Here is a 24,646-nt window from a genome sequence, read left to right as displayed (position 1 = left end):
CATGCCTGAGCGGTCATGTCCCTTCGGTCACCCGTCACCCCGGCCTCCGTGACGGCGATCCGGCTGCCACGCGGCGACCGGCCCTCGCGCAGCCCGCGGACTCGCGGCGCTGCGCCCGCCCCGGCGTCCGCGCCGGCTGCTCGCCGCCCTCTGTGACGACCCGGTCGGTTCGACCGCGTTGATGCAACTTTTAGCTGACAGCCGGAGGCGGCCGACTACCTTCAGAAGTCCTGGCCTCCTCTGCCGGGAGTCCCCTTCCTCGCCGTCCGGAGCCGCCGTCCGGAGCCCTCGCCACGCCCCGAAGGAATCCATCGTCATGTCGTTCCGGTCCCCTCGTCCCAGCGTCCGCGGATTCTCGGGCGGCGCCCTCCTCGCCGCCCTCGGCCTCTTCCTCGCCCTCTACGGCACCATCGTCAACATCGCCGAGGCGAGCCGCGCGCTGGCGGCCAGCAAGGAGTCGCTGGCGAAGAGCATACGGACGCCGGTGGCCTCCCTCGAGGCGCGACGCACCATCGACGTCCATCGCCGCCCCCGCGCCCCGCAATCGGTCGACTGCGCCGACGTCCGCGCCGCCGGGCTCGCGCCGTCTCCCCGGAACCCCGCGGACCCCGCGACCACGCGCGAGTCGACCCGTGACGCCGCCGTCACCGCGACCGCCGTGCGCCCCGGCGCAGCGCGTCGGTAGACGGCGACCGCCCGTCACGACATGTCCTCCAGGACATGTCCGCGCACCTCACGGATCCACCGGCGGATCGGGCGCGGTCCACCGGCGATACGCCTCCGTCGCGCGCAGCGGCAGGGCGTCCGCGTCGGCTACGACCTCGGCGATCGGGAACCCCCGCTGCAGCGCCTGCAGCAGCGTCGCGTCGGCCCGCGCCGCCTCCCCGCGGTGAGCCAGCACCCGCGCCAGCTTGTAGAAGTCCCCCGCATCGGGGTACTCGCGGCCGATCGCGCGTTCGAACCGCGCCTGCAGCCGATCGAGCGCCCCGAGCGCGAACAGCAGGTCCTCGCCGCGATGTTCGGGCTCCACGGCCTCGAGCTTCGCCCGCGCCTCTTCCCGGCGGCCGAGCGCGAGCAGGCAGCGACACACGAATTGGAGGCCCGGTCGCTGCGAACCAGTGGCCGACTCGGCCATCGTCAGCGCCTCGCCCGCCCGCCCCACGCCGAGCAGCGCGACCGCCAGCAGGCCCCGCGCGAACCCTCGCAGCGCGGCGTCAAGAACATGCGGATTTCAGCCCGGCGGCTCGAACGTCTGGCAGGCGGTGTCGATCACGCTGACCGCCGCGTCGAAGAACGGCGCGTAGTCGGGCGAGCAGATCGAGCCCCAGCTCCCGTAGGTGAACGACTCGGCGAACTCGCGCAGGCGCGGCGAGGCCTCGGCCTGGCCGGTGCATACGGGGTTCGGCTGGTCGGGATCGCCGATCAGGCCGAGGACCACGATGTTCTTTTCGAGCCCGTACTTCGCGGCCACCAGCGCCGCGTTCCAGCCGACCGGGTTGCCGTTCGACTCCTCGTCGTCCTCCTCGTCGGTGATGAAGGTGACGACCAGCAGCGCGTCCTTGCGCAAGAACCCGTCGTTGCACGCGCCGGCGTTGTTGAGCGGCCCGACCGCCGCGACCATCGCCTCCATCGGCCGCTCGCTGCCGTCGCCGTTGGTGCCGACCTTGGCCAGGCACTCGAACGTGCTGGCGAGGTTCGGCTGCCCGTCGATCATGTAGCGGTTGCCGCCGACCACCCCGCACTCGCTGTCGCTCGGGTCCTTGGTGAGGCCGACCCCCAGCGTCGCGTCGCAGCCCTCCGGCTGCGGCAGGTTGTTGCACGGGTAGCCCTCGCACTCGGGGAAGAACGTGCAGAGGACCACGCACTCCTGCAAGAACGCGTTGCCCGCGTCGGTGTCGATCACCATGATGTGGTAGTCCTCCGCCATCACGGTGTTCTGGATCGACGAGATGAAGCCGTCGAAGCTGACCGCCAGCGCCTCCTGCTCCTCCGACATCGAGCCCGAGTTGTCGACCACGAACAGGAAGTCGATCTTCTGACAGCCGCCCATCGGCTCGCCGGTGTCATGGGTCGGATCGATCGGCCCGGTGTCGTCGCCGACGTCGAACTTGACCCCCTCGGTCGCCCCGCTGCCGGTCGGGTTGGCCGTCGACGCCTCGCCGGTCTCGCTCCCGCCCGCGGTCTCGCTCCCGCCCGGATCCGTCGTCATCTCGCCCCCGGTCCCCGGCGTGGACGCCGTGACCTGCGGCAGCGTCCCGATCGACGACACCGAGGTCTGTTGCGTGTCCCGGCTCTCGTCGGTCTCGCCGCACGCCGGCAGCAAGGCGGTGCAGATGCAAGCAGTAAAGAAGTGGCGCATGGTCCCCCGCACCATATCCACGAGTCACGCCGGATGTCGAGCGCGACGTGTTTGCAGGACCTGCCGGCGACGACCGCTGAAGCCCGCCCTGCGGCGTTTCGCTGCCATGCCCCAGCCAAGCTCACAACGCCCTCACGGCGGCCCGGACGCGAGCGATTCCGCACGGCTCGCCGGCCGGCGTCGTCATCCCGGGCGCATGACGAGGCCGTCACCTTCCCCGCCGACCACCCATTCGCGCCCGCCGTTTTGTGGCCACTGCACCTCACCAATCCAGCGATCATCACTCACGACAATGGACGCCGGGGCCGTCCGCGGTGCATACAATCGGGGCAGAACCCGAGGAGCACCGTGAACACGCGGGGCGGAGCGACGCGGATCGCCCCTCTCATCGCCGCCGTCTCCTCGCGCCGGCCCGAGTCCGGTTCGATCCCGCTCCCGTCGGTCTGCACACCGGCCCCGTGAGTCGCGCCGGCTGCCATCAAGGCTGGATGCGGGCGCTGCTTCGTCGCCGACGCCCCGCCGATCCCGTCGCTCGGGGGCCGTCGATGCGCGGGGCGCCCCTCCGGTACGCGTTCTCCGCCGCGTGAGCGTCCTCTTCAAAGATTTCCCCGTCATTTGCAGCCGGAGCGCCCGGGCGCAGGCGCTCGGCCTCGTCGCCGAACGCGGCTACGCTCCCGCCCGCGATGTCTCGGCCCGACGACCCCGCCCCCTCCGCCATGCGCTGCGTCCGTGTACGCGGCGCCCGCGAGCACAACCTCAAGAACGTCGACGTCGACGTCCCGCGCGACGCCTTCGTCGTGTTCTCCGGCGTCTCGGGCTCCGGCAAGTCCTCGCTCGCCTTCGGCACCCTCTACGCCGAGGCCCAGCGGCGCTACTTCGAATCGGTCGCGCCCTACGCCCGCCGCCTCATCGATCAGGTCGGCGTCCCCGACGTCGACCGCATCGACGGCCTCCCGCCCGCCGTGGCCCTGCAGCAGCAACGCGGCGCCCCGAGCGTGCGCTCCTCGGTCGGCAGCGTCACCACCATCTCGAGCCAGGTGCGCCTCTTGTACTCGCGCGCCGGCAGCTACCCGCCGAAGCAGCCGATGCTGTACGCCGAGGACTTCTCGCCCAACACCAGCCAGGGCGCCTGTCCGCACTGTCACGGCCTCGGCCACGTCTACGACGTCACCGAGAAGGCCATGGTGCCCGACGACAGCAAGTCGATCCGCGAGCGTGCGATCGCCTCGTGGCCGCCGGCCTGGCACGGCCAGAACCTGCGCGACATCCTCGTGACTCTCGGCTACGACGTCGACCGCCCCTGGCGCGACCTGCCGAAGAAGGACCGCGACTGGATCCTCTACACCGAGGAGCAGCCGACCGTCCCGGTCTACGCCGGCTTCACGCCCGCCGAGACGCGCGCCGCCCTGCGCAAGAAGGCAGAGCCGAGCTACATGGGCACCTTCACCGGCGCGCGCCGCTACGTGCTCCACACCTTCGCCACCACCCAGAGCGCGCTGATGAAGAAGCGCGTCGCCCGCTTCATGACCGGCACCGTCTGCCCCGTGTGTCACGGCAAGCGCCTCAAGCCCGAGGCATTGGCCGTCACCTTCGCCGGGCTCGACATCGGCGAGCTGTCTCGGTTGTCGCTCGATCGCCTCGCCGAGGTGCTCACCCCGGCCGCCCAGGGCCGCTTCGACGAGCCCGCCGCCGGCAAGAAGACCACGCTGAGCCGGGCCGCCGCGCGCCGCGACACCGCCCGTCGCGTCGCCGCCGGCGGCTCCGCCCACGCCGGCGCGCCCGACGTGCGCCGCACCCCCGACCTCTCGCTCGAGAAGCGGCTCGCCGCCCAGCGGATCGCCCACGACCTGCTCGGGCGGATCGCCACCTTGCAGGAGCTCGGCCTCGGCTACCTGGCCCTCGATCGCAGCACCCCCACGTTATCCTCCGGCGAGCTGCAGCGGCTGCGGCTCGCGACCCAGCTCCACTCCAACCTCTTCGGCGTCGTCTACGTCCTCGACGAACCGACCGCCGGCCTGCACCCGGCCGACAACGAGGCGCTGCTGCGGGCCCTCGATCAATTGCGGCGCGCCGGCAATTCGCTGTTCGTCGTCGAGCACGACCTCGACACCATGCGCCGCGCCGACTGGCTGATCGACGTCGGGCCCGGCGCCGGCCAGCACGGCGGCGAGGTGCTCTACAGCGGCCCCCCCGCGGGCCTCGCCGGCGTCGCCGCCTCGCAGACCGCCCGCTATTTGTTCGCGCCGGCTCGGCCGGAGACGCGGACCCCGCGAACCCCGACCGGCTGGCTCGAGCTGCGCGGGATCCACCGCAACAACCTGCGCGGCCTCGACGTCCGCTTCCCGCTCGGTACCTTGACGGCGGTGACCGGCGTGTCCGGCTCGGGCAAGTCGAGCCTCGTCAGCCAGGCCCTGGTCGAGCTGGTCGGCGAGCGCCTCGGCCAGGCCGTGAGCGCCGAGGAGGAGGACGACGACACCGCCGGCCCGCGCGTCGCCACCACCACGACCGGGCGGATCCACGGCGGCATCGAGCACCTGCGGCGGCTCGTGCGGGTCGATCAAAGACCGATCGGCCGCACCCCGCGGTCCAACCTCGCCACCTACACCGGCCTGTTCGACGCCGTGCGCAAGCTGTTCGCCGCCACGCCGACCGCCCGCGCGCGCCGCTACGACGCCGGCCGCTTCTCGTTCAACGTCGCCGGCGGCCGCTGCGACACCTGCGAGGGCGAGGGCTTCGTCAGCGTCGAGCTGCTGTTCATGCCCAGCGTGTACGCGCCGTGCCCGACCTGTCACGGCGCGCGCTACAACGACAAGACCTTGCAGGTCACCTGGGGCGGCAAGAACATCGCCGAGGTCCTGCGCATGACCGTCGACGAGGCGCGCGGCTTCTTCGCCGACGAGCCGTCGGTGCACAGGCCGCTCGCCCTGCTGCACGACATCGGCCTCGGCTACCTCCGGCTCGGTCAGCCGGCGACCGAGCTGTCGGGCGGCGAGGCCCAGCGGATCAAGCTGGCGACCGAGCTCCAGCGAGCGCAGCGCGGCGACACCCTCTACGTCCTCGACGAGCCGAGCACCGGCCTCCACCCCGCCGACGTCGACAAGCTGATGGCGCGCCTGCAGGGCCTGGTCGACGCCGGCAACACCGTGGTGCTCGTCGAGCACGACCTGCGGATCGTCGCCGCCAGCGACTGGGTCATCGACGTCGGCCCCGGCGCCGGCGAGGCCGGCGGCCGCGTGGTCGCCAGCGGACCCCCCCGAGCCGTGTGCCAGGTGGAGGACAGCCGCACTGCCCCTTATCTGCGGCGTCAGTTCGCCGACGACGCCGATGGCGAATGAGCCCTCGCGTCGCCCCCAGGCCCGCAGGAGGCTGCGCCTCGCGCGAGCCGACCCCGCCCGACCTCGGTGCGCCGCCCCGGAGCGGCAGCTGACCCGACGAATCGCTCGAGTCGAGCGGTCCGTCCGCGACCCCGGGATCGGCCTCACCAGGCGATCCGCCCATTCGCGCCGCGACCCACCGCGACCGCCGAAATCCGCTTCACCGTCGCCTCCGCCCGACGAGCAGGCGATCGCCGGCGACCTCGACCTCGAATACGCGCAGAGCGCTCGCGCGCGAGGCCTCGCGGCATCGGTCGATTCCCGGTGCGCTCGCCGCAATGCCTGCTCGTCGAGCCCGGCCCGCCCGCGGTATCGTCCGCCGATGATTCGCCGAAGCATGACCCTTGCGATCGCGCTGACGGCCGCCTGCGGCCCGGGCAAGTCCGACGAGACCGAGACAGGCGAGCCCACCACCGCGGCCTCCACCGAGACCGACCCGCCGGCCACCGGCACCACCACCGGCGACCCGCCGACCGGCACCACCGATACGACCACCACCGGCACCACCGCCGTCACCGACTCGAGCACCACCGTCGAGCCGACCACCACCGTCGGGACCACCGGCGACTCCGAGGACTTCGACGAGCTGGGCGCCTGCGCCGTGCCGATGGTGTGCGAGGAGTTCTTCCACGACGACGGCGAGATCCAGGGCCACTGGGACGGCCCCGAGGGCTTCCTCGACGTCGAGCGCTGCATCCTCACCGGCCTGCGCGACGGCACCCCCGGCCGCTACGTCTACGGCGTGAACACCGTCGTCGCCAACGGCAGCTCCCTGGAGACCAACCGCATCATCGTCCACGCCGATCGCACCGTCACCTTCGCCAGGCACTTCAAGGGCGGCTTCTTCGACAGCGACACCGACAGCAGCTCCGAGGTGTTCGAGCCGGCCCAGACCTGCACGATCGTCGAGGCCGCGTTTTTTGACGATTGCTTCGAGAACCACGACGACTGGACCCACTACTCCGAATGCATGAAGACCGAGAAGTGGTGGACCGACTGCGTCGCCATGGGCCCCCGCTGCGAATAGCGGGCACGAGGGAGCGGTCCCCGGAGCGCTCACTCGCCCACGCCGCCCCCCCACGCGGAAGTGCGTCACCCCGCCGTAGATGAGGAAGATCCGCGCCTGATCGACGATCGTCGACAGCAGCACCGTCGGTGAGCCCCTGGCGCACGGTCGCGGCGACGATCACGATCATGCAGGTCTGGATCAGGCACGCGCGGGCGCCGTCGACGATGCGCCCGCCGCGGATCACCGCCGGCCGGGCGCGCGCAGGGTCTCGGGCGCGGCTTGCTGCCGCGGAGGCGCACCCCGGCCATGCGCGCGCCCTCGTCGACTGCGTCGCCCAGCGAGCCGCGCGCGGCCGAGCCGAGCACCGCCCGTCGACGAGCTCGCAGGGCCGACCTGGTTACCCGGAGCAGGCGTCGCCGACCTCGCGTCGAGCCGCACCGCGTCACGCGACGAGCCCGAGCGCGACGCGTCGACGGGCTCGCCAGGGCCGACCTGGATGCCCGGGGCACGCCCTCGTGTCCAGCCGCTGCCCCCACCATCCACGCGCGGCAACACCGAGCACCGCACGTCGACGGGACCGCCCGGGCGACGCCCTCCGCGACGGCCCGAACTCGCGCGTCCTTCGCCGCCGCGCCCGGCCGCTCCCCACCACCGCGCTCCGGCCTCGCCCCACGCAGCCTTCGCCGCCTCCGCGACCCACGCCTCGCCGCGCGCATCACCTTTCCGTCATGCCGAGCGAACGCGAGAAGATGCTGGCCGGCGAGCTCTACCTGGCAGCCGACCCGGAACTCGTGACCCTGCGCCGGGCGGCCCGACGCCTCACGCGCCGGTTCAACGCGACCACCGAGGACGAGGTCGAGACGCGCCTCGAGATCTTGCGGACGCTGCTCGGCCGCAGCGGCCCGCGCCTCGAGATCGAGCCGCCGTTCCGCTGCGACTACGGCTTCAACATCGCCGTCGGCGACGGCTTCTACATGAACTTCGACGGCGTGATCCTCGACTGCGCCCCGGTCACCATCGGCGACGACGTGCTGTGCGGCCCGGGCGTCCACATCTACGCCGCCACCCACCCGCTCGATCCGGCGGTGCGGATCACCGGACTCGAGGCCGCCAAGCCGGTGCGGATCGGCGACCGCGTGTGGCTCGGCGGCGGCGTGATCGTCTGCCCCGGCGTCACGATCGGCGACGACACCACGATCGCCGCCGGCAGCGTCGTCACCCGCGACATCCCGGCCGGCGTGCTCGCCGGCGGCAACCCGTGCCGCGTGATCCGCCCGCTCGAGAACCGCGCATGACCCGTCGGAGACGAGGCCTGCCGCTGCACGCGGCGCGCCCGGCCTCGCGGGCCGTGCCAGGGTCGGGAGCAGCGGTCGGGGTGGCCGTCCCGCGATGAACTCGCGGCGTGCAGGTGCCTGTCACGTCGGGGGCACAGGCGTCTGGCCCAGCGGGTCGAACGGCGCGATGGCGACGGGGAGGATGAGGTGCTCCGGCGGATCGCCGGGACCCGTGCTGCACGGGAGGCTGCTACATTCGGAACCGGACACCCATTCACACTCCCCCAGGTTCGTGGGCACGCAGGTGTCGTAATCCGACAATTCACAATTGTGTCCCGCGAAAGCGATGCACGCGTAACCGTCGCACATGTGGTTGACGCAGCCGTAAATGGCTGGACTGTTGTTCGTCAGCTCGACGATGTCGATGTCGATCTCGGCGGACAACACGCCGTTGTTGTCCCAGAAAATGATGCTCATGGCGCCGTCGACCACCGTGAGGGGCAACCCCGCCTGGTCGGGGAGTTCGACCCACGACAGCTCGAGATGGTGATCGACGTCGTCGTACTGGTATTCGACCAGGGTATCTGCGCCGCGCGCCGATGCATTCCACACCGTCGCGGAAGCGACGGACGGGAGGGACATGACGACAGCGACGACGAGAGACGAGAGACGAGGAGCGCGAGACATGGAACGCATGATCATCCTTGTGCCCTTTGCTCGGGGTGCATCGGCGAGTCCGGGGCACGCGGCTCGTCGATGCGTGAGTCGACGAGCGGAGTCATGAGCAACCCACGTGCCACGAATTTTTTCATGAAGTTCCGTGAGCGGCGACGACGTGCCGGTCCTCGGCCGCATGGGGCAGCCCCCGGGGCGTCCCCTGCGGCCGCGGGCGCGCACGAAGGTGCTCGAGTCCTCGCCCACCCCCTGTCGGCGCGCGGCCGGGACTGTGGACTCTCGGGAAACAATGCCTGTCCGCGCAGGCGGCTACTCCTCCGCGGCGACGGGCCTCATCGTCACGGCATGCAGCGTCGTCGTTTCTCGCCCGTCCTCCTCGCCCTCCTCGTCGCCGGTTGCGGCGCCGCCCCCGAGGCGACCCAGACCTTCCGCGCCTGTGACGGCGCGCCGACCTTCGTCGAGCCCAACCCCGCCTACGCCTGGACCCCCAACGCGATCCGGCTCGTCTCCGAGGAGCTCGCGCCCGGCGTGTTCGCCATCTACGACCGCGACGCCGCCGAGCACGGCCCGGCCGGCATCCCGCTGGCCACCAGCGGCGGCTTCGTCGTCGGCGACGACGGCGTGCTGATGGTCGAGAGCATGATCAACCGCCAGCTCTTCTGTCAGGCGGTCGCGCTGGTCCAGGCCGAGACCGACCGGCCGATCCGCTACGTCGTCAACACCAGCAGCCACGGCGATCACACCTTCGGCAACGTCTTCCTCCCCGACGACGTCGAGGTCGTGCAGCACGAGCAGACCGCCGAGTACATCTCCGCGCACTTCGACGAGGACGTCGCGTTCATGGAGGCCAACTTCGGCGCCGACCAGGGCATCGACGAGATCGAGCCGGTCGCCGCCGACATCCGCGTCGGCGACGACGGCTGGTCGGTCGACCTCGGCGGCGTCACCGTCGAGGCCCGCCACTACGGCTTCGCGCAGACGCCGGGCGACCTGTTCGTCTACGTCCCCGACGCCAAGGTCCTGTGGACCGGCAACGCCCTCGTCAACGAGGAGCCCGCCATCCCCTGGCTGCTCGCCGGCAACGGCAGCGCCGCCGAGGTCACGCTCACCGCCGTCCGCGACTCGCTGCCGGCCGACGCGATCGTCGTCCCCGGCCACGGCCGCCCGCTCGCGCCCGCGGCCATGGACTTCTCGATCGGCTACCTGCGGGCCATGCTCATGGGGGTCGAGGAGGCGGTCGCCGACGGCCTCGACCTCGAGGCCACCGTCGCTGCGGTCGAGCTGCCCGACTATCAGGGCTACCGCCTGTGGGACTGGATCCACGATCAGGTCAACGTCCCCAACACCTACGCCGAGCTCAACCAGTGAGCCCGGCCCACGGCGGCTCGCGCATGCGCTCGACCAGGAAGTCGACCAGCGCCCGCGTCTTCGCCGGCACCCGCGGCGTCGGCGGGTACACGGCGAACAACCCCAGCGGCCAGTGCCACGCCGGCAACACCCGGCGCAGCCGACCCGCGCGCAGCTCGGCCGTCGCCAGCAGCACCGGCAAGAACACCAGCCCGAGCCCCTGCGTGGCCGCCTCGATCAGCATCGACCCGTGATTGGCCACCATGTGGCCCGTCACGTCGATTTCGACCACGCCGCGCGGCCCTTGCACCTTCCACCGCCCCGGCGCCGCGTGGTGGGCGTAACGCAGGCACTCGTGCTGCGCCAGCTCCTCCGGCTCGCGCGGCGTCCCGGCCCGCTCGAGGTAGCGCGGGCTCGCCAGCAAGACCCGGTCGGTGCTCGCCAGCCGGCGCGCGATCAGCCGCGCGTCGCCGAGCTCGCCGATCCGCAGCGCCACGTCGAAGCCCTCGCCGATCAGGTCGACCTGGCGATCGAGGAACACCAGCTCGAGCGCGAGCTCGGGGAAGCGCGCCTTGAACTCCGCCAGCACGCCCATCGCGTACAGCGAGCCGAACGCGTTGGGCACCGTCACGCGCAGCGTCCCGCGCGGCGCCTGCTGCAGGTCCGCCGCGATCTGCTCGGCCTCCTCGAGCCCGCGGATCGCCTCGGTGCAGCGCTCGTAATAGGCCCTCCCCGTCTCCGTCAGCGACAGCTTGCGCGTGGTCCGGACCAACAGGCGCGCGCCCAGCCGCTCCTCCAGCCGCGTCACCAGCTTGCTCGCGTACGAGGTCGTCATCCCCAGCCGCCGCGCCGCCGCCGTGAGGCTGCCGTCCTCGATGACTCGCACGAACACCTCGGCCTCGAACAGGCGATTCATATGCCGAGGGTATCAGCGCGCCACCGCTCGCGCGAGCGACGTCGGCGTCCGGAGGCCCGCCGGCCACGCGGCAGCACGACCGCGCGCCGTCATCGCCCCCGCGGCCGACTCCGCCTCACTTCTTGCCCTTCGCCGGCGGCGCGACCTTGTCGCCCTTGAGGAACGTGTAGTCCGTGCGCGGCGCCGCGGCCCCGTCGCGCGTCACCGTCGCCTCGGCGAACACCGCCTCGATGCCCCAGCTCTTCTCGAACCGCGGCCCGTCCTGCAGCTGCACGTGCAGGTGCGGCTCGCTCGAGTTGCCGCTGTTGCCGCACGCGCCGAGCACCTGCCCGCGGCGGACCTTGGCCCCGGGCTTCACCTTGATGCTGCCGGGGAGCAAATGCGCATAGACCGAGTGGACCTCGCCCTCGTGGCGGAGCACCACCATGTTGCCGGGCGCGATGTAGGGATTGAGCTCGCCGATCGGGCTGTCGTGTACGCCGTCGACGACGGACACCACCACCCCGTCGGCCATCGCCAGGATGTCCTGGCCGTAGGCATAATAATCGGTGAGCGCGCGGCCGTCGCCCTTGTGCGACTTGCCGCTCGCGTCGACGATCACCAGATCGGCGGCGCGCCGCTGCGACGGGTGATCGACGTGGTGATTGAGCTCCTTGCGGTCGCCGCCCCAGAACACCAGCCACTCGCCGCGGAACGGCAGCCCCATCGGCGCGCTGCGGGCCACCGGCGGCGCCGGAGACTCGGGCTCCTGGACGAGCAGCCCGGCGATCCGCCCCTCGTCGTCGATCGTCACCTGCAGCGCCCACTCGCCGCGCTCGGCCACCAGCCGGAAGCGGCCGCTGCGCTCGCCGGCCTCGATCGGCGTGACCCCGGTGATGCGCCCGCGCGCCGCCACCAGCCCATCGAACGTCGGCTGCAATGCCGCGACCGGCACCGCCTGTTGCATGGCCGGGGAGAAGCGGGCGAACAGGCCCTCGGCGTCGCCGGCGTTGATCCGCTGCGCCACATCGGCCGCGGCCGTCGCGGCGCTGAGGAAGCCCGCGGGCTTCTCCGTGGCCGCGGGGGCGCTCGCCGCCGGCGCGGGCGCCGGCGCCGGCTCGGGGCACTGGGGGGCCGGGGCGCGAGCGCAGCCGATCGTGGTCGCGAGGAGCAACGTGGGGAGCAGGCACGCGAGCGAGCGCATGGCCGCGATGAAACACCGTCGCGCGCGCGCGAGCAAGCGAGTTTCACCGACCCCGGAGGGTGGGCGGGCGACCGCGCACCCTCGGGCGAGCCACGAGCGACGGACCTTCCTCCGTCCCAGCGGCCGGGCCGCGGCCGCGCCCAGCGATAGCGAGGTCCGCCCGCCGCCGCGAATCAGCCCGGCGGGATCACCAGGTCGGTCAGCGCGATCGCGTTGCCGCCGGCCGGGTACGCGTACGACGAATAGCTGTCGAGGCCCCACACCACCAGGCCGAACTTGCCCTCGCTCTCGGCGGTGTGCTGGCCGTTGGTGCAGCCATTGACGCCGACGTCGGCGCGGACGAGATCGACCGTCGTCACCTCGAAGCGACCGTCGCCGCCGACCGGCTGCCAGCCGCCGATCGTCCCCAGGCAATCGACGGTGACCTCCTTGAAACCGTCGCCGTCGTCGACGCGCGTGACCACCAGGTTGGTGGTCGCGAACGACGGGTCGGTGAAGAAGATGTATTCCTGCAGGAACTGCGCCGGCGGCAGCAGGACCACCCATTCCTCGTCGCCGAGCAATTGCATGAAGCCCATCGCCGTCGCCCCCGGGCGGGTGCCGCCGGGGATGTTGCAGGTGTCCATGATCTGCGACAGCACGAACGGGTGCCCTTCGTCCTGGCTGCGGATCTGGAACGACCCGGTGGCCGTGAAGTCGACCACCTGGCCCTGCGCCAGCGTCGCCGGGGCGCCCGGCACCGGCGGGTCGTAAATCAGCGTCGTGCCGTCGACCGCGCCGACCACCCGGTACTCGATCTCCTCCGCCGCCAGGTCGGCGCGGCGGGTCTCGTACGCGCCCGCCACGTACTCGTAGCCGAGCGCGGTGACGGCGTGGTTCTGCTGGTGCGTCGCCTCGCCGCCCGGGGCCGGCATCGGCTGCAGGCGCAGGAAGCGGTTGCCGGTGTGCAGCGCGACCGGCTTGTCGCTGAGGATCAGCGTCCCCGAGGCGTCGCCGGCCCCGGCCGCGACCTCCCATTGCACGTACTCGCCGGCGTCGACGGTGAACGTCTTGACCACGTCCTTCGTCGCGCCCTCGAGGTCGGGCCCCGGCTCGAGGTCGGCGGTCGGGCGGATCTCGACGGTCGTCCCGTCCTGCGCGCCGACCACCTGCAGCCACAGCGGCCCGGGCGGCTCGAAGGTGCCCGCCGGCGGCATCACGGCCACGTAGTTGGTGCCCCACGCGCTGGTCGGGAACAGCAGCTCCGCGCTCGGAATATAGGAAAAGGCGCCGCCGAACGGGGCGATGTCGTAGGCGGTCAGCGGGATGTCGGAGGTCACGTGAAAGTTGAGGCCGCGGCCCGACGCGTCGACCTGGGTGGCCGCGCCCGCGGCGTCGGGCACCGGGCAATTGAGCGATTGCATGGTCTCGGGGTGGATCGAATTGGGGTGACTCGACAAAAACAGCACCGCGACCTCGCCGGGGCCGAGGCCGGTGGGCGCGACCGGCGACCAGTCCTCCGGCGCCTGTCCGGGCGTGACGACGCGGGCGAAGCTCCCGAGGTCGAACGCGACGCCGTCGCGCGACACCTCGATCTTCGCGGGGTGGCCCCAGCTGTTGGTGAGGAACGCGGCGAAGCACGGCGGCGTCGGCAAGAACGGCGACGTCGGCGGCGTGGGGATCTGGAACTCGCAGCCGAAGTTGGCCTTGCTGGCGCCCGCCGCCTCGCACGCCGGCACGCACGTGGCGTCGGCGCAGCCCTGATCGGCCGCGCACGCCTCGACGACCTGGCCGGCGCCGTCGACCACCGCGTGCAGGTCGGGGCTGCACTGAAGCGTCGCCGGCACGTCGGGCGCGCCGCCGAGGTCGAAGATCGGGCCGGAGTCGGTGGTCGCGCCGGAGGTGGTCGGCGTCGAGGCGGTGCCGCTGCCGGTCGGCCCCGTGGTGCCGCTGCCGTCGCTGGCCTCGCTGGTGCCGGTCGGCATCGTCGCGGTCATGGTCGCGGTGGCGGTCGCGCTGCCGGCGTCGCTGTCGGCCGGCCGACCGTCGTCGCCGCACGCGACGAGCGCAGGGACCATCAAGATTGCAGCGGTCAGGCGATTCATCGCATTGCGAGTACATCGCCGGCGCGCGAGCGGTCAAGGGGCCGGCATCGGCGGGCCGGTGAGCGTCACGAGCGCGGCGAAGCTGCGCGCGCGACGGCTGTACGGCCGCGCTCGCACGCGCGCCTCCGCGGTTCGCGGCGCGCAGCAGGCCGCGCATCGCGTGGCCCCCGACGCGGGCCCGCGAGCGCGATCGTCCGGGCGCCGCGGACGGACCGACGCCGCGCCGCATCGGCGACGCGCAGCGCGTGCAGGACGGCGAATGCGTCGGGACGCCGGCGGCGAGGCAACGCCGGCACGCCGATGCACGCAAACACGGGGGTTTCCCGTCGACCCAAGTCGCGCATGGGTCGTCGCGGCGCGCGTCACTCGCGAAGACGCGGCGCGGGCAGGCTTGCCGGTCGCGCATGGGTCGTCGCGGCGCGCGTCACTCGCGAAGACGCGGCGCGTGCAGGCTGCCTGTCGCGACGCGAGTCACTCGCGCAGGCGGGCGACGATCGCCGCGACCAGGCGCGCCAGCGCCGGCGGGTGCTCGGCCAGGAACAGCGAGGGCTCGATCAACTCGAGCTCCATGATCCGCGGCGCGCCGGCCTCGCCGCGGACCGTATCGACCCGCGCGTACAGCAAGCTGTCGGCGATCGGCGCCAGGGCGGCTTCGGCGAGCGCGCGCTCGTCGTCGGCGATCGGCAGCGCGGCCGAGACGCGCTCGTGCTCGCCGGCGAAGCGGGCGGTCTTGCGGATCGCGTGGGTCAGCGCGCCGTCGATCCAGATCAGCGCGCGTTCGCCGGGCTCCTCGACCGCGCGCATGTACGGCTGCACCATCGTGTCGCGCAGGGCCACGTCGGCGATGAGGCGCTGCTGGCTGGCCGCCGCGGCGGAGCGATCGACCCGCCAGGTGCCCATCGAGGCGGCCGAGATCGCCGGCTTGACGACCGCCCGGTCCCACCCGCGCTCGTCGAGCAGCGCCGCCAGGTCGGGCGCCGCCCCGCGGGCGAGGTGCACCGTGTCGACCACCGCGACCCCGCGGGCCGCCAGCCGGGCCAGGTAGCTCTTGTGATGGTTGTCCTCGAGGACAGGCAGCGGATTGTACATTCGCGTGACCGCGGCGACCCGCCGGGCCCACGCGAGGAAGTCGTCCGGGCGGTGCGGGTAATTCCAGGTCGAGCGCAGCACGCACAGCGAGGCCTCGTGCCAGGCCGCCTCGGGGTCGTCCCAGGCGAGCACCCGCGCCTCCACGCCCGCGCCCGCGAGGGCGGCGACGAGCAGCTCCTCGTCGGGGTCGGGCTCGGGCTTTTGGAGGCAGGTGGCGAGGGCGACGCGCATGGCCGGCGGAGGATAGCCGAAATCGCGCCCGCCCGGCGCCGGCGTTCACGACGTGCGCACGGCCCTGCGCGCCCGTCGCCGCGCGGGCCTCGCGGATCGTGCGGCACGAACACCGTACGCGCGGGCAATGCATGGACATGTCCCCGAGGACACCCGCTCGCGCCGCGCTCGTCCCTGTTCACCCCGCGCGGCCGCGCCCGCGCTCGCCTCGGCCTTGCGTGCGCCAGGAGCTGCAAGGCGTCATCGTCGCGCTCAACGCGACGTGGAGCGACCCCTGGGTCGGCGGCGTCGAATCGTTCGTCAGCGAGACCGGCTCGTGGGCGGCGTTCGCCATGACCGCCCTGGCCGCCGCCGCCCGCTTCTTCGCCAAGCAGGGCCCGTGGGCGGCCCTGGTCCTGCTCGGCGTGGCCGGGTGGATCCTCCAGCTCAGCCACGCCGCGCTGCACGGGCCGTTCGCGTTCATGCTGCTGGCAGCGGCGGCGATCTGGCTGGCGTGGTGGGAGCGCCACGCGAACGCGACGCCGTGACGGCTCGCGGCGAGCATCGCGTGGCGGACAGCGCCGTGGAGACGCGTCATGCGACGAAGGTAGCCGGGTGAGATCTGGACGCGGATCATCTCCGCGGCGCGGATGCTCTCATCGACGTCCCGGCGATGAACGACGAGTCGACGACGGCGACGGGTCGTTCGGGTTCGCCGGCGATCACTGCGCGCATTCCCACGAGGCGGACTTGCCGTTCTTGACGGTCAGGGTCCAGTTCCCGGTCTGGGTGGCAGGGAACGTCATCACGGCACCATCCGCCCAGTCATCGACATTGAGCGCGCCGGAGATCCCGGTCAGCGCGCAAGCCTTGACGGCCGAGCCCGAGGTGAGAACCTCACTGTTCGTCGCGCCCACGCCGGCCGTCAGCGTATTCGAGGTGAACGACGTCGTCGACGGAAAGGTGATGCATTGCGCGTGCACCCGGGCGCGATCGCCATTCGCGGTGGCAGGGAGGTTGGCTTCGATGTACCACCCGGTCGTCGGATGGCTGGCGTCGGTCGTGGTCCGCCGGACGACGCGCGCGTAGCGAGTGCTGCTGTTCCACGCGCCGCCGACGCCCTCGATTCCGCTGAGGTAGCAGTGCCGGGGACCGACCACCGTACTGCTGTTCAGATCGGCGATCTTGACCGGCCCGTCGCCGCTCTCCCAGAAGTCGTACTGGCGGTCGCTGGTCGTGTAGAGGCAGGTCGCCTGGGCGTTGACCGGATTGTTCTGCCATACCAGATCGTTGGTCTGATTGCGGTAGGCGCCTCCGTGCGCGACCAGGTAGTAGTGGTCGTCGTTGTGGTGAGGTACGCCCGGGAAGTCGTAGACCCACGCCACCGAGGGCCTGCCGCCGGCGAAGCCGTCCCGGGCGCCGACGTTGAGGTTGCCGGCCACGCCGCTGAGGAAGCAAGTGCGCGTGCTCTGGCTGCCCATGTCGAGGCCGAGGGTGTCGCTCGTGGTCCCCCACGAACCCCACACGAAACCGCCGCCGACGAGCGGTAGCGGGGGGGCGCCGACGGCCCTGAGATCCTCGACCGGTCCGTCGAGCTCGCCCGCGGCCCCCGTTTCGGCCTCCGCCGGGGCGGCGAGCTCCAGGTCGTCGTCGAGCATCAGTTCTTCGCCGCCGTCCTGGTCGTCGACGCCGTCGCAAGCCGTCACGAACGCAGCCAGCGGGAGCACGAGCGCGGTCGTGCGGAGGAGGATGGTGATCGATGGAAAGAGAGAGAAATGAGTACGCATTGGATGCCTTCCCTGAATATCGGCAGGATTGTTTTTCGAGCCCGGAGAGCTCCAGGCCCTGCGAGCGCGCCTTGCAGCGCCCTTCGTCGTTCAGCAAGCGACGTGCCACTCGATATCCGTGGCGTAGCGCGGCGCGAGGCCAGGAGGGGACGCTCGCGGGCATGGGACTGTCCCATGCGCTGTCCCAGCCTTCGCGGGTGGTCAGGCGAAGACCGGGGCCGCCCGACGCCCATTTCCCTGGCCACCCGCCTCAGCCGCTCACGGTCCCTCAAGCACCTTGATGCGATCGAACCTGCGGCGGACGAACACGATTTGCTGCCCCGCCGCGCGGGTCCCTGCCGCTCACCTGCCGCACCGACCGAGCACGCGTCGCCCTGCTGGGGCATCGGCCGATGCGGCCGAGCGAGCGGGTGGCCGAGCGCGGGCGGAGGCCAAGCCATGCGCACCGCGACGGAGGCGACCGAGCGCAAGTGGGTCGACGGCTGGATCGCTCGCGGTCCAACCTGCAAGGAGTACGCGGCGCTCGTCCGCAGATCGCCGGCGCTTCCCCTCGCCCGAGGTCGACCTCGACCGCTGGGATTCGCGCGGAGCCGCGCTCCGCCGGCGAATCGCGCTCGCTCACCGCCCTGCGAGCCCGAGCTGGGCCAGCAGGAAGGCCGCCTCGAAGGCGCGGCTCTGCAGCCATTCGCGGCGGCCGCTGGGGCCGCCGTGGCCGGCGTGGGTCTCGGTGCGCAGCAGCGTGGGGCCGCCGCCGCTGGCCAGGCGGCGCAGGCGGGCGACGTAGCGGGCCTGCTCGTGGTAGGCGACGCGGGCGTCGGCCAGCGAGGATTCGACCAGCAGGGCCGGATAGGCGCGCGGGCCGAGGTTCGAATAGGGGCACCAGCCGCGGATGACGTCGTAGTCGGCGCGCACGGCGGGGTCGCCCCACTCCTCGTATTCGAGGGTGGTGAGCGGCGCGGTCGGGTCGGCCATGGTGCCGACGGCGTCGAGGAACGGCACGCGCAGGACGGCGGCGCGGAACAGCTCGGGGCGCTGATTGAGGGCCGAGGCGACCAAAGCCCCGCCGGCGCTGTCGCCCGCGACTGCCAACATTTCGCGGGTGGTGTAGCCGCGCGCGACGAGGTGGGCCGCGACGGCGAGCAGATCGTGGACGGCGTTCATGCGCCCGCGCCGGCGGCCCGCCTCGTGCCACGGCTCGCCGAGCTCGCCGCCGCCGCGCACCCAGGCGATCACGAAGTCGACGCCGCGGTTCATCAGCGCGCAGCGGGCGGCGTTGAAGTCGGGGTCCCAGGCGAAGCCGTACGAGCCGTAGGCCTCGAGCAAGATCGGCCGCGGACCGGCGTGCGGGCCGGCGCCGGCGAAGTACATGTAGAGCAGCTCGGTGCCGTCGCCCGCGCGCGTCGAGGCGAACGCGCCGGTGTTGCTGCCGCAGGCGGCCGGCGCGGGGCGGCGGTGGACCAGGGTCTCGCCGCCGTCGGCGAACGCGAGGTCGACCGTGTCGTCGGGCGCGTGGACGGCGGTGAGGTGGACGCGGTAATGGGTGGCGGAGGGATCGGGGTTGTCGCCGGGGCTGATATCGACGATCTCGCCTGTCCTCGGAGACAGGCCGCGGCTGCGCTCGTCCGCGCCGGCGCGGACGGTCCGGCCGGTCTTGAGGTCGACGAACACGAGCCTGGGGAAGCCGCGCTCGCGCTGCAGGAGGGCCAGGTGGCCGGCGAACGCGTCGAGGTGGGTCAGGGCGACGCCGGGCCGCTCGCCGACGACCTCGCGCCAGCCCGCGGAGGCCGGGTCGTCCTCGGCGGCCGCGACCACGCGGAAGTGCGGGGCGCCGCGGTTGGTGCGGATGTAAAACTCGTCGCCGGCGTGATCGACGTCGTAGAGGTGCCCGGGTTCGCGGGGAGCGATCACGGTCCACGGGCCGGCCGGCGCGCGGGCGACTCGCACCTCGGCGGCGGTGGCCGAGGCGCTGCGGGCCATGAGCCATTCGCCGGAGCGGCTGCGCTCGACGTAGATGTCGAAGCGCGGGTCGGCCTCCTCGTAGATCAGGCGATCGTCGCCGCCGAGCGTGCGCCGACGCAGCGCGTACGAGCGGTAGGTGTCGTCGCGCACGGTGTACACCAGCTCGCGGCCGTCGGCGCTCCACGCCGCCGAGGTGACGCGATCGATCTGCTCGGGGCGCAGCGCGCCGCTCGCCAGGTCCTTGATATAGAGGGTGTAGTTCTCGTCGCCGACGTGGTCGAGCGAATAGGCGAGCAGGGCGTTGTCGGGGCTGAGCTCGAACACGCCGAGGTCGAGGAAATCGCGGCCGCGGGCGAGGCGCTGCAGGTCGAGGACCACCTGCGGCGATGGGCCGGGGGCCACGTCGACGCGGCGGCGGAGGTACACGGGGTGCTCGTCCTGGCGCCGTTGGTGGGACCAGTACAGCCATTCGCCGCGGCGCACCGGGGCGGTCTCGTCGTCGACATAGGCGATGGCCTCGATCTCCCGCTCGAGCGCGCGCATGAGGGCGCGGTGCGGCCGCAGGTGGGCGTCGGCGTGGCGGTTCTCGGCCGCGAGGTGGGCCCGCACGGCCGGGTCGTCGGGGCCGGCGCGCAGCCAGGCGTACTCGTCGCGCAGGGCCTCGCCGTGCAGGGTGATGACCGCGTCGTCGACCGTGCGAGCGACCGGCGCGGGCGCCGGGGCGCCGGCGAGGCCGAGGACGAGCGCGGCGGCGCGGAGCATGCCGAGACGATGCCCGCCGGTCGGGCCGGCTGTCCAGCGGCGGCGCGACGGCGCGGGGTCCAGGGCACACCCCCGACCGTTCGGGCGGACCGCTCGCTGCAGGCCGGGGCGCGCCAGGAACGCCTTCCGAACGTCCGGCAGGGACGACCTCGGGGCCAAGGGCGAGTCTTGCTCCGTATGTCGTGGAGGCGTGGTGCGAGCGAGATGCCGGGTGCGAGCGAGACCTCGGCCGGCGCTCGAGCTTCGCAACGAACGGGCGACGGGCGCCGTACGCGGCGCCTGCCGACGGCGGATGCGAGCTTATTCGCGTCGACGACCATGTTCCTCCTCGGCCGCTACGTGTGCACCGCCTGCGACTGCGCGTCACGGCGGCGATGCGGCGTGGCCCGTGAATCATCGCAGTCCATCGGCCGCGAGCACGCGTCACCGACAGCCCGCGACCGGCCCTCGTCATCCCGGACCCGGGCGTCGCGACGGGTGGGCCGCGACCGGCGATTGGGGTAGGCTCGGGGCCACGGAGGAGGCTGATGCCTTACGACCACGGAGTGGCGAGCCGGCTGCGGACGGCGGTGATGCGCGCGGGGCCGCAGGGGCTCGTGGAGGAGCGCAAGATGTTCGGCGGCGTCGCCCTGCTGCTCGACGGGAGCATCGCCTGGGGCGTGCTTCGCAGCGATCTGGTGATTCGCGTGACCGACACCGCGGCGGCGCTCGGGCGGCCGCACGCGCGGCCGTTCGACTTCACGGGTCGACCCTCGCGCGGGCTCGTGTACGTGGCGCCGCCGGGGTACGCCGAGGCGGCGGACCTCGACGCCTGGGTCGCGCTGGGGATCGCCGGGGCGCGGGCGCCGATCGCACGAAGCGACCGGCTCCGCGCGCGAGGACCCCGAGAGTCGGGGCGCGCCCGCGATGAGGCGGCGGGCCGGCGGTCTCGAGTCGTCGCTGCGGCGGCGCCCCGCGAGCCAGGGGCCCGCGAGGAATACGACCCGCCGCGGGGCGGGTTCGGGCCGCGTGCATAAGTTCGCGCTCGTCCCGTGCCTCGTCCTGCTCGCCTGTGCGGTCACCTACCCGACCGGCTGGCCCGCGCCGTCGCAGCCGTCGCAGGTGCTGCAGGCGACGCGCGGCGTGATGTACGGAGCGGCGCCGCGGAGCTGGGGCCTGCCCGACGGGGCGGCCAGGCACGCGCAGGCGGCCGGCACCCTGCTCCGCCCCGAATGTCGGCAGGGCGAGCTCGAGGCGCACGGACGCCGCCTGTCGCTGCGCCACGGCGACCTGCGCGCGAGCAAGGCGCCGGTCGGCTACGTCACGTGGATCGACGAGCGCGGGCAGGCGCTGCTGGCGGCCGACATCGTCCGCGCGCAGCAGCTCCGCCTGTACGACGGGTCCGCCGAGGCGACCCCCGAGCTGCGCCGCTCGCTGGCGCTGCTGACCGTCGCACTCGCCTGGTGGGAGCAGGCCTCCTCGCCCGACTGACATTCATATGTCCCCAGGCACATGTTCATAAAATCCGACCATCGCTCGTGGTAGTGGTGATGCGCGGGGCCCGGCGACGACAGGACCTGCGAGACATGAATTGCCCCCATCGTCCTCGGCAGATCTGCGGCCCGCGCAGCGCGCTCGCCGGCGCCCGCGATTCCATGACATGTCCTTCGAGACATGTTCCGCGCCGCTCAGCGCGGCCGGCCGTCGACGTACGCCAGGCGGAACTTGCCCGAGCTCGCGGGCAGCAGCTCGGGGCGGCGCGCCAGCTGGACGCGCGCGCCCGGGCCGAGGGCGGCGTGCAGGGCCGCGGCGACGTCGGGCAAGCATTGTTCTGAAAAATCTTCGGCGGGCAGGTAGTCGAGGCGATACGACGCCTCGCCGCGCTGGACCAGGCCATAGCTGACGATCCCGGGGGCGGCGGGGGCGAGCGCGCGGTCGACCGCGCCGGCGGTGAGGCGGCGGCCGTCGGTGGTGCGGATGCTGTCGACCGCGCGGCCCTCGAGGCTGGCGAGCGTGTCGCTCTCGCTCCACGCGCAGGTGCAGGGCGCGTCGGCCGGGCGCGCCAGGTCGCCGGTGGCGTAGCGCAGGAGCGGCATCAGCAGCTTGTCGAGGGTGGTGACGAGCAGCTCGCGGGCGTCATCGCCGGCGGCGTCGTCGCGCAGCTCGACGAGGAAGCTCTCGGGGTTGACGTGATAGCGCCCGGCCTCGCACTGGACCGCGAGGGCGCCGTACTCGGTGGCGCCGTAGGCGTCGAACACCGGGCACTCGAACACGCGCTCGAGGATCCGCCGGTGGAGCGCGCTGCACAGCTCGTACGCGGTGATGACGAAGCGCAGCCGCGGCAGCGGCAGGCGCCGGCGCAGCGCCTGGTCGGCGAACATCGCCAGGTACGACGGGTCGGCCAGCACGTAGGCCGGCGCGTGCTCGCGCAGCTCGGCGGCCATCTGCTCGAGCCGGGCCGGCGGCAGCGCGGCGATGTCGAGCCCGCCGTCGAGCGACAGCCGCGGGCCCCGGGTCCGCGAGGCCCGCGAGGCGCCGCGCAGGTGGCACTCGCTGCCGTCGCAGAACGGGGTGGTGAGCCGACAGAAGCGCTCGCCGCGGGCCGCCTCGATCGTGCGGTTGAGGGCCCAGGTGTGCGGCTGCGAGGCGTCCCAGTCGGCCAGCGAGCGCACCACCTGCTGCCGCTCGCCGGTGGTGCCCGAGGTCGACAGCCAGCGGATCTCGCCGGCCGGCATGCGCTCGGGCAAAAACTCGTCGAAGTGGGCGCGCACCGCCGCCTTGTCGAGCACGGGGAGCTCTTTCAAATTGACGGCTGCCTCGCCGGCCGCCGCCGGCAGCGTGCGGGCGTAGAACGGCAGCGCGCGCAGGCGGGGCAGCAGCGCCCGCAGCTTTTCGGCCCGCGAATGCTCGTAGTGGCGGCGCCGCGCCTGACGCTGGCGCTCGCGCAATTGCTCGAGCGTCAGGCCGGGCGCCTCGAGCAGCCCGAGCTCGGCGAACGCGAGCAGGCACTCCCGGACCAGGGCCTCGTCGACGTCGGCGTCGAGCCATTCGCCGGCGATCGCGGCGGTGCGGGCGACGTCGGCGTGCGCGGCGAATGCCCGCAGCAGCACCGCCTGCGCCGGCGACAGCGCGAACTGCCGCCCGGTGCGCGGGTCGACGAGGAGCGCCCCGTCTTCGGAGGGCGCGTCCCGCCACTGGAGGTCCGCCCGGATTCGCGGCGGGTCCGGCGGCCGTGGGGCTTCAGGGGTCAGACGTCACCGCTGCCGTCGTCGCCGCCGTTGCCGCCGGCGCGGATGTGGCTCGCGATCCGGCCGATGTCGCGGCGGAGCGCGTCAGCGGCCTTCTCGCGGCGCTTGCGGTCCTTCTCGGCCGGCTGGGCCTCGGGGCTCTGGGTCTCCTGAGTACGCGGATGTTTGATCGCCATGCTGGTCTCCTACTCCCGCCAATCGAAGGCGGGCATGCAGCGTACCCTCGCCGCGCGCGGGCCGTCAAACGCGAGCCCGCGGGCCGAATGGCGGTGTATGCACATTGTGTGCGGCGGGCCGGTCGGGATCGCGCGAATCGCTATCGAGCGACCCGCGGCGCGCCCTCGAGGAGCGACACCCACGAGGCCGTCGGCGTCACCCGGCGCAGGCGCAGACCGGCGGCCGCGAACAGCTCGGCGTATTCGCGCCGGGTCCGCTCGCGCCCGCCGTACATCACGAGCATGTGCAGATCGGCGAGGCGATCCGCCGCGGCTCGCCCGCCGGCCGGCAGCACGCGCTCGACCACGACCACCCGCCGGCCACGGCAGTTGCGCAAGATCCGCGAGGCGTCGTCGTCGTCGTAGCAATGCACCACCTCGGCCAGCAGATAGACGTCGTGCCCGGCCGGCAGCCGTTCGCGCGCGTCGGCGACGACGACCTCGCAGCGCTCGCCCCAGCCCAGCGCCTGCAGCCGCGCCCGCGTCCGCCCGGCGACGTGCGGCGCCTCGACGACGACGCCGCGGACGCCTGGCCTCTGGGACAGCAGCGCGATCAGCAGCTCGCCGCCGCCGCCGCCGACGTCGACGATCGAGCGCGCGCCGGCGAGGTCGAGCGCCGCGACCACGGCCGGGTCGCGGCGCGCGGCCCGGCGGGCCCGCAGGGCCTCGGCGGTGGCCATCGCCGCCTCGTCGGTCGCCAGGTGCCGGTGCAGCGAATGCCCGAACGCGTAATCGAACGCCGGCTTCCCGCTGGCCACCGTGTGCATCACCGCGCCCCAGGCGAGGTGCTGCTCGTGGCCGGCGAACAGGATCGCCGCCCGACGCGAGCGCGGGTGGTCGTCGAGCAGCGGCTCGGCCGCGCGAGTCATCCGCCAGCGCCCGTCGCGGCCCCGGACGAACACGCCGACGCTGGCGAGCGCCCGCAGCACCCGCACGAGCGTGGCCGGGTGGGCGCCTGTCTGTTCGGACATGTCCTCCAGCGCCATCGGCCCGGCGGCCAGCAGGTCGGCCAGGCCGAGGCGCGCGGCGACGTATAGCAGTTGCGGCACGACGTAGGCGCCGACGGTGAGGTACAGCTCGTCGTCGCCGGGCGGCGCCTGCCGCCCGGGCATCCGCCGGCTCCCCGGCGCAGCAGGGCCCGCAGGCCGTCGCGCAGGCGCAGCACGCCGTCCCCGG

Annotated in this window: 20 protein-coding genes; 8 read left to right on the top strand and 12 right to left on the bottom strand. The window is 73.0% G+C overall.

All coding sequences use genetic code 11. The features are described 5' to 3' along the window. Positions 1 to 316: 316 nt before the first annotated feature. On the top strand, positions 317 to 685 hold the full coding sequence (locus NAEX_RS34500) for a hypothetical protein (protein WP_096331732.1): 369 nt from the start codon (positions 317 to 319) through the stop codon (positions 683 to 685). Between the two features lie 48 nt (positions 686 to 733). On the opposite strand, the gene NAEX_RS34495 is transcribed toward NAEX_RS34500, so the two are convergent. Continuing rightward, positions 734 to 1,207: a hypothetical protein gene (locus NAEX_RS34495; RefSeq protein ID WP_420814172.1), complete on the bottom strand. Its 474-nt coding sequence runs from the start codon at positions 1,205 to 1,207 to the stop codon at positions 734 to 736. 24 nt (positions 1,208 to 1,231) lie between these two features. Further along, positions 1,232 to 2,359, bottom strand: a complete 1,128-nt coding sequence (locus NAEX_RS34490; protein WP_143141026.1) for a hypothetical protein — start codon at positions 2,357 to 2,359, stop codon at positions 1,232 to 1,234. A gap of 683 nt (positions 2,360 to 3,042) precedes the next feature. Between NAEX_RS34490 and uvrA the strand changes: the two genes are divergently transcribed. The 3 genes from uvrA to NAEX_RS34475 all read left to right on the top strand — a co-directional run bounded on the left by uvrA (position 3,043) and on the right by NAEX_RS34475 (position 8,037). Continuing rightward, complete coding sequence (uvrA, locus tag NAEX_RS34485; RefSeq protein WP_096331729.1) at positions 3,043 to 5,694, top strand: excinuclease ABC subunit UvrA; 2,652 nt, start codon at positions 3,043 to 3,045, stop codon at positions 5,692 to 5,694. A gap of 376 nt (positions 5,695 to 6,070) precedes the next feature. Beyond that, positions 6,071 to 6,760: a hypothetical protein gene (locus tag NAEX_RS34480; RefSeq protein ID WP_096331728.1), complete on the top strand. Its 690-nt coding sequence runs from the start codon at positions 6,071 to 6,073 to the stop codon at positions 6,758 to 6,760. A gap of 710 nt (positions 6,761 to 7,470) precedes the next feature. After that, positions 7,471 to 8,037 carry a sugar O-acetyltransferase gene (locus NAEX_RS34475; RefSeq protein WP_096331727.1) on the top strand — a complete coding sequence of 189 codons (567 nt, stop codon included), beginning with the start codon at positions 7,471 to 7,473 and terminating at the stop codon, positions 8,035 to 8,037. Between the two features lie 120 nt (positions 8,038 to 8,157). On the opposite strand, the gene NAEX_RS34470 is transcribed toward NAEX_RS34475, so the two are convergent. Beyond that, on the bottom strand, positions 8,158 to 8,658 hold the full coding sequence (locus NAEX_RS34470; protein WP_170136237.1) for a hypothetical protein: 501 nt from the start codon (positions 8,656 to 8,658) through the stop codon (positions 8,158 to 8,160). Between the two features lie 378 nt (positions 8,659 to 9,036). On the opposite strand from NAEX_RS34470, the gene NAEX_RS34465 reads away from it, so the two are divergent. Beyond that, positions 9,037 to 10,059, top strand: a complete 1,023-nt coding sequence (locus NAEX_RS34465) for an MBL fold metallo-hydrolase (protein ID WP_100793290.1) — start codon at positions 9,037 to 9,039, stop codon at positions 10,057 to 10,059. Here NAEX_RS34465 and NAEX_RS34460 read toward each other — a convergent pair. The 4 genes from NAEX_RS34460 to NAEX_RS34450 form a co-directional block, all read right to left on the bottom strand. Continuing rightward, positions 10,049 to 10,954, bottom strand: a complete 906-nt coding sequence (locus tag NAEX_RS34460) for a LysR family transcriptional regulator (RefSeq protein ID WP_096331724.1) — start codon at positions 10,952 to 10,954, stop codon at positions 10,049 to 10,051. The genes NAEX_RS34465 and NAEX_RS34460 overlap by 11 nt on opposite strands. 115 nt (positions 10,955 to 11,069) lie before the next feature. Further along, a complete protein-coding gene (locus tag NAEX_RS48740; RefSeq protein WP_100793291.1) occupies positions 11,070 to 12,137 on the bottom strand; it encodes a peptidoglycan DD-metalloendopeptidase family protein in 1,068 nt (355 codons plus the stop codon). 173 nt (positions 12,138 to 12,310) lie between these two features. After that, positions 12,311 to 14,221, bottom strand: coding sequence for an IgGFc-binding protein (locus NAEX_RS48735; protein ID WP_143141028.1), 1,911 nt, complete (start codon positions 14,219 to 14,221; stop codon positions 12,311 to 12,313). 471 nt (positions 14,222 to 14,692) lie between these two features. After that, positions 14,693 to 15,541: an ATP-grasp domain-containing protein gene (locus NAEX_RS34450; protein ID WP_096331723.1), complete on the bottom strand. Its 849-nt coding sequence runs from the start codon at positions 15,539 to 15,541 to the stop codon at positions 14,693 to 14,695. Between the two features lie 218 nt (positions 15,542 to 15,759). Here NAEX_RS34450 and NAEX_RS34445 point away from each other — a divergent pair, with 218 nt between their 5' ends. After that, positions 15,760 to 16,068 (top strand): hypothetical protein, encoded by a 309-nt coding sequence (locus NAEX_RS34445; RefSeq protein ID WP_096331722.1) that lies wholly within the window; start codon positions 15,760 to 15,762, stop codon positions 16,066 to 16,068. 174 nt (positions 16,069 to 16,242) lie between these two features. Here NAEX_RS34445 and NAEX_RS34440 read toward each other — a convergent pair whose 3' ends face one another. Further along, entirely contained in the window at positions 16,243 to 17,247 is a 1,005-nt protein-coding gene (locus NAEX_RS34440; protein ID WP_096331721.1) for a hypothetical protein, read from the bottom strand. Between the two features lie 678 nt (positions 17,248 to 17,925). Beyond that, positions 17,926 to 20,028, bottom strand: coding sequence for a prolyl oligopeptidase family serine peptidase (locus NAEX_RS34435; RefSeq protein WP_096331720.1), 2,103 nt, complete (start codon positions 20,026 to 20,028; stop codon positions 17,926 to 17,928). A 527-nt stretch (positions 20,029 to 20,555) separates the two neighbouring features. On the opposite strand from NAEX_RS34435, the gene NAEX_RS34430 reads away from it, so the two are divergent. Then, on the top strand, positions 20,556 to 21,044 hold the full coding sequence (locus NAEX_RS34430) for a TfoX/Sxy family protein (RefSeq protein WP_096331719.1): 489 nt from the start codon (positions 20,556 to 20,558) through the stop codon (positions 21,042 to 21,044). Beyond that, positions 21,037 to 21,498, top strand: coding sequence for a hypothetical protein (locus tag NAEX_RS34425; RefSeq protein ID WP_096331718.1), 462 nt, complete (start codon positions 21,037 to 21,039; stop codon positions 21,496 to 21,498). Before NAEX_RS34430 ends, NAEX_RS34425 begins: the two co-directional genes overlap by 8 nt. A 197-nt stretch (positions 21,499 to 21,695) precedes the next feature. On the opposite strand, the gene NAEX_RS34420 is transcribed toward NAEX_RS34425, so the two are convergent. The 3 genes from NAEX_RS34420 to NAEX_RS34415 form a co-directional block, all read right to left on the bottom strand. Further along, the gene (locus tag NAEX_RS34420; protein WP_096331717.1) at positions 21,696 to 23,117 is read right to left on the bottom strand and encodes a phenylacetate--CoA ligase family protein; all 1,422 of its coding nucleotides are present in this window, start codon (positions 23,115 to 23,117) and stop codon (positions 21,696 to 21,698) included. Between the two features lie 137 nt (positions 23,118 to 23,254). Further along, positions 23,255 to 23,431 carry a hypothetical protein gene (locus tag NAEX_RS51150; protein WP_170136236.1) on the bottom strand — a complete coding sequence of 59 codons (177 nt, stop codon included), beginning with the start codon at positions 23,429 to 23,431 and terminating at the stop codon, positions 23,255 to 23,257. A 140-nt stretch (positions 23,432 to 23,571) separates the two neighbouring features. Next, on the bottom strand, positions 23,572 to 24,582 hold the full coding sequence (locus NAEX_RS34415) for a methyltransferase (protein WP_170136235.1): 1,011 nt from the start codon (positions 24,580 to 24,582) through the stop codon (positions 23,572 to 23,574). Between the last annotated feature and the right edge of the window lie 64 nt (positions 24,583 to 24,646).

The organism is Nannocystis exedens (genome assembly GCF_002343915.1).
GTDB classification, from domain to species: Bacteria; Myxococcota_A; Polyangia; order Nannocystales; family Nannocystaceae; genus Nannocystis; species Nannocystis exedens.
The sequence above is the reverse complement of the archived record's forward strand: the minus strand, read 5'-3'. Positions and strand labels throughout refer to the sequence as shown.

Coding starts and splice junctions, on each gene's coding strand:
- NAEX_RS34415 (WP_170136235.1), bottom strand. CDS start 24,582: ATGCCCGGGCGGCAGGCGCCGCCCGGCGACGACGAGCTGTACCTCACC.
- NAEX_RS34465 (WP_100793290.1), top strand. CDS start 9,037: ATGCAGCGTCGTCGTTTCTCGCCCGTCCTCCTCGCCCTCCTCGTCGCC.
- NAEX_RS34450 (WP_096331723.1), bottom strand. CDS start 15,541: ATGCGCGTCGCCCTCGCCACCTGCCTCCAAAAGCCCGAGCCCGACCCC.
- NAEX_RS34500 (WP_096331732.1), top strand. CDS start 317: ATGTCGTTCCGGTCCCCTCGTCCCAGCGTCCGCGGATTCTCGGGCGGC.
- NAEX_RS34475 (WP_096331727.1), top strand. CDS start 7,471: ATGCCGAGCGAACGCGAGAAGATGCTGGCCGGCGAGCTCTACCTGGCA.
- NAEX_RS48740 (WP_100793291.1), bottom strand. CDS start 12,137: ATGCGCTCGCTCGCGTGCCTGCTCCCCACGTTGCTCCTCGCGACCACG.
- NAEX_RS34435 (WP_096331720.1), bottom strand. CDS start 20,028: ATGCTCCGCGCCGCCGCGCTCGTCCTCGGCCTCGCCGGCGCCCCGGCG.
- NAEX_RS48735 (WP_143141028.1), bottom strand. CDS start 14,221: ATGAATCGCCTGACCGCTGCAATCTTGATGGTCCCTGCGCTCGTCGCG.
- NAEX_RS51150 (WP_170136236.1), bottom strand. CDS start 23,431: ATGGCGATCAAACATCCGCGTACTCAGGAGACCCAGAGCCCCGAGGCC.
- NAEX_RS34470 (WP_170136237.1), bottom strand. CDS start 8,658: ATGTCCCTCCCGTCCGTCGCTTCCGCGACGGTGTGGAATGCATCGGCG.
- NAEX_RS34430 (WP_096331719.1), top strand. CDS start 20,556: ATGCCTTACGACCACGGAGTGGCGAGCCGGCTGCGGACGGCGGTGATG.
- NAEX_RS34460 (WP_096331724.1), bottom strand. CDS start 10,954: ATGAATCGCCTGTTCGAGGCCGAGGTGTTCGTGCGAGTCATCGAGGAC.
- NAEX_RS34480 (WP_096331728.1), top strand. CDS start 6,071: ATGACCCTTGCGATCGCGCTGACGGCCGCCTGCGGCCCGGGCAAGTCC.
- uvrA (WP_096331729.1), top strand. CDS start 3,043: ATGTCTCGGCCCGACGACCCCGCCCCCTCCGCCATGCGCTGCGTCCGT.
- NAEX_RS34490 (WP_143141026.1), bottom strand. CDS start 2,359: ATGCGCCACTTCTTTACTGCTTGCATCTGCACCGCCTTGCTGCCGGCG.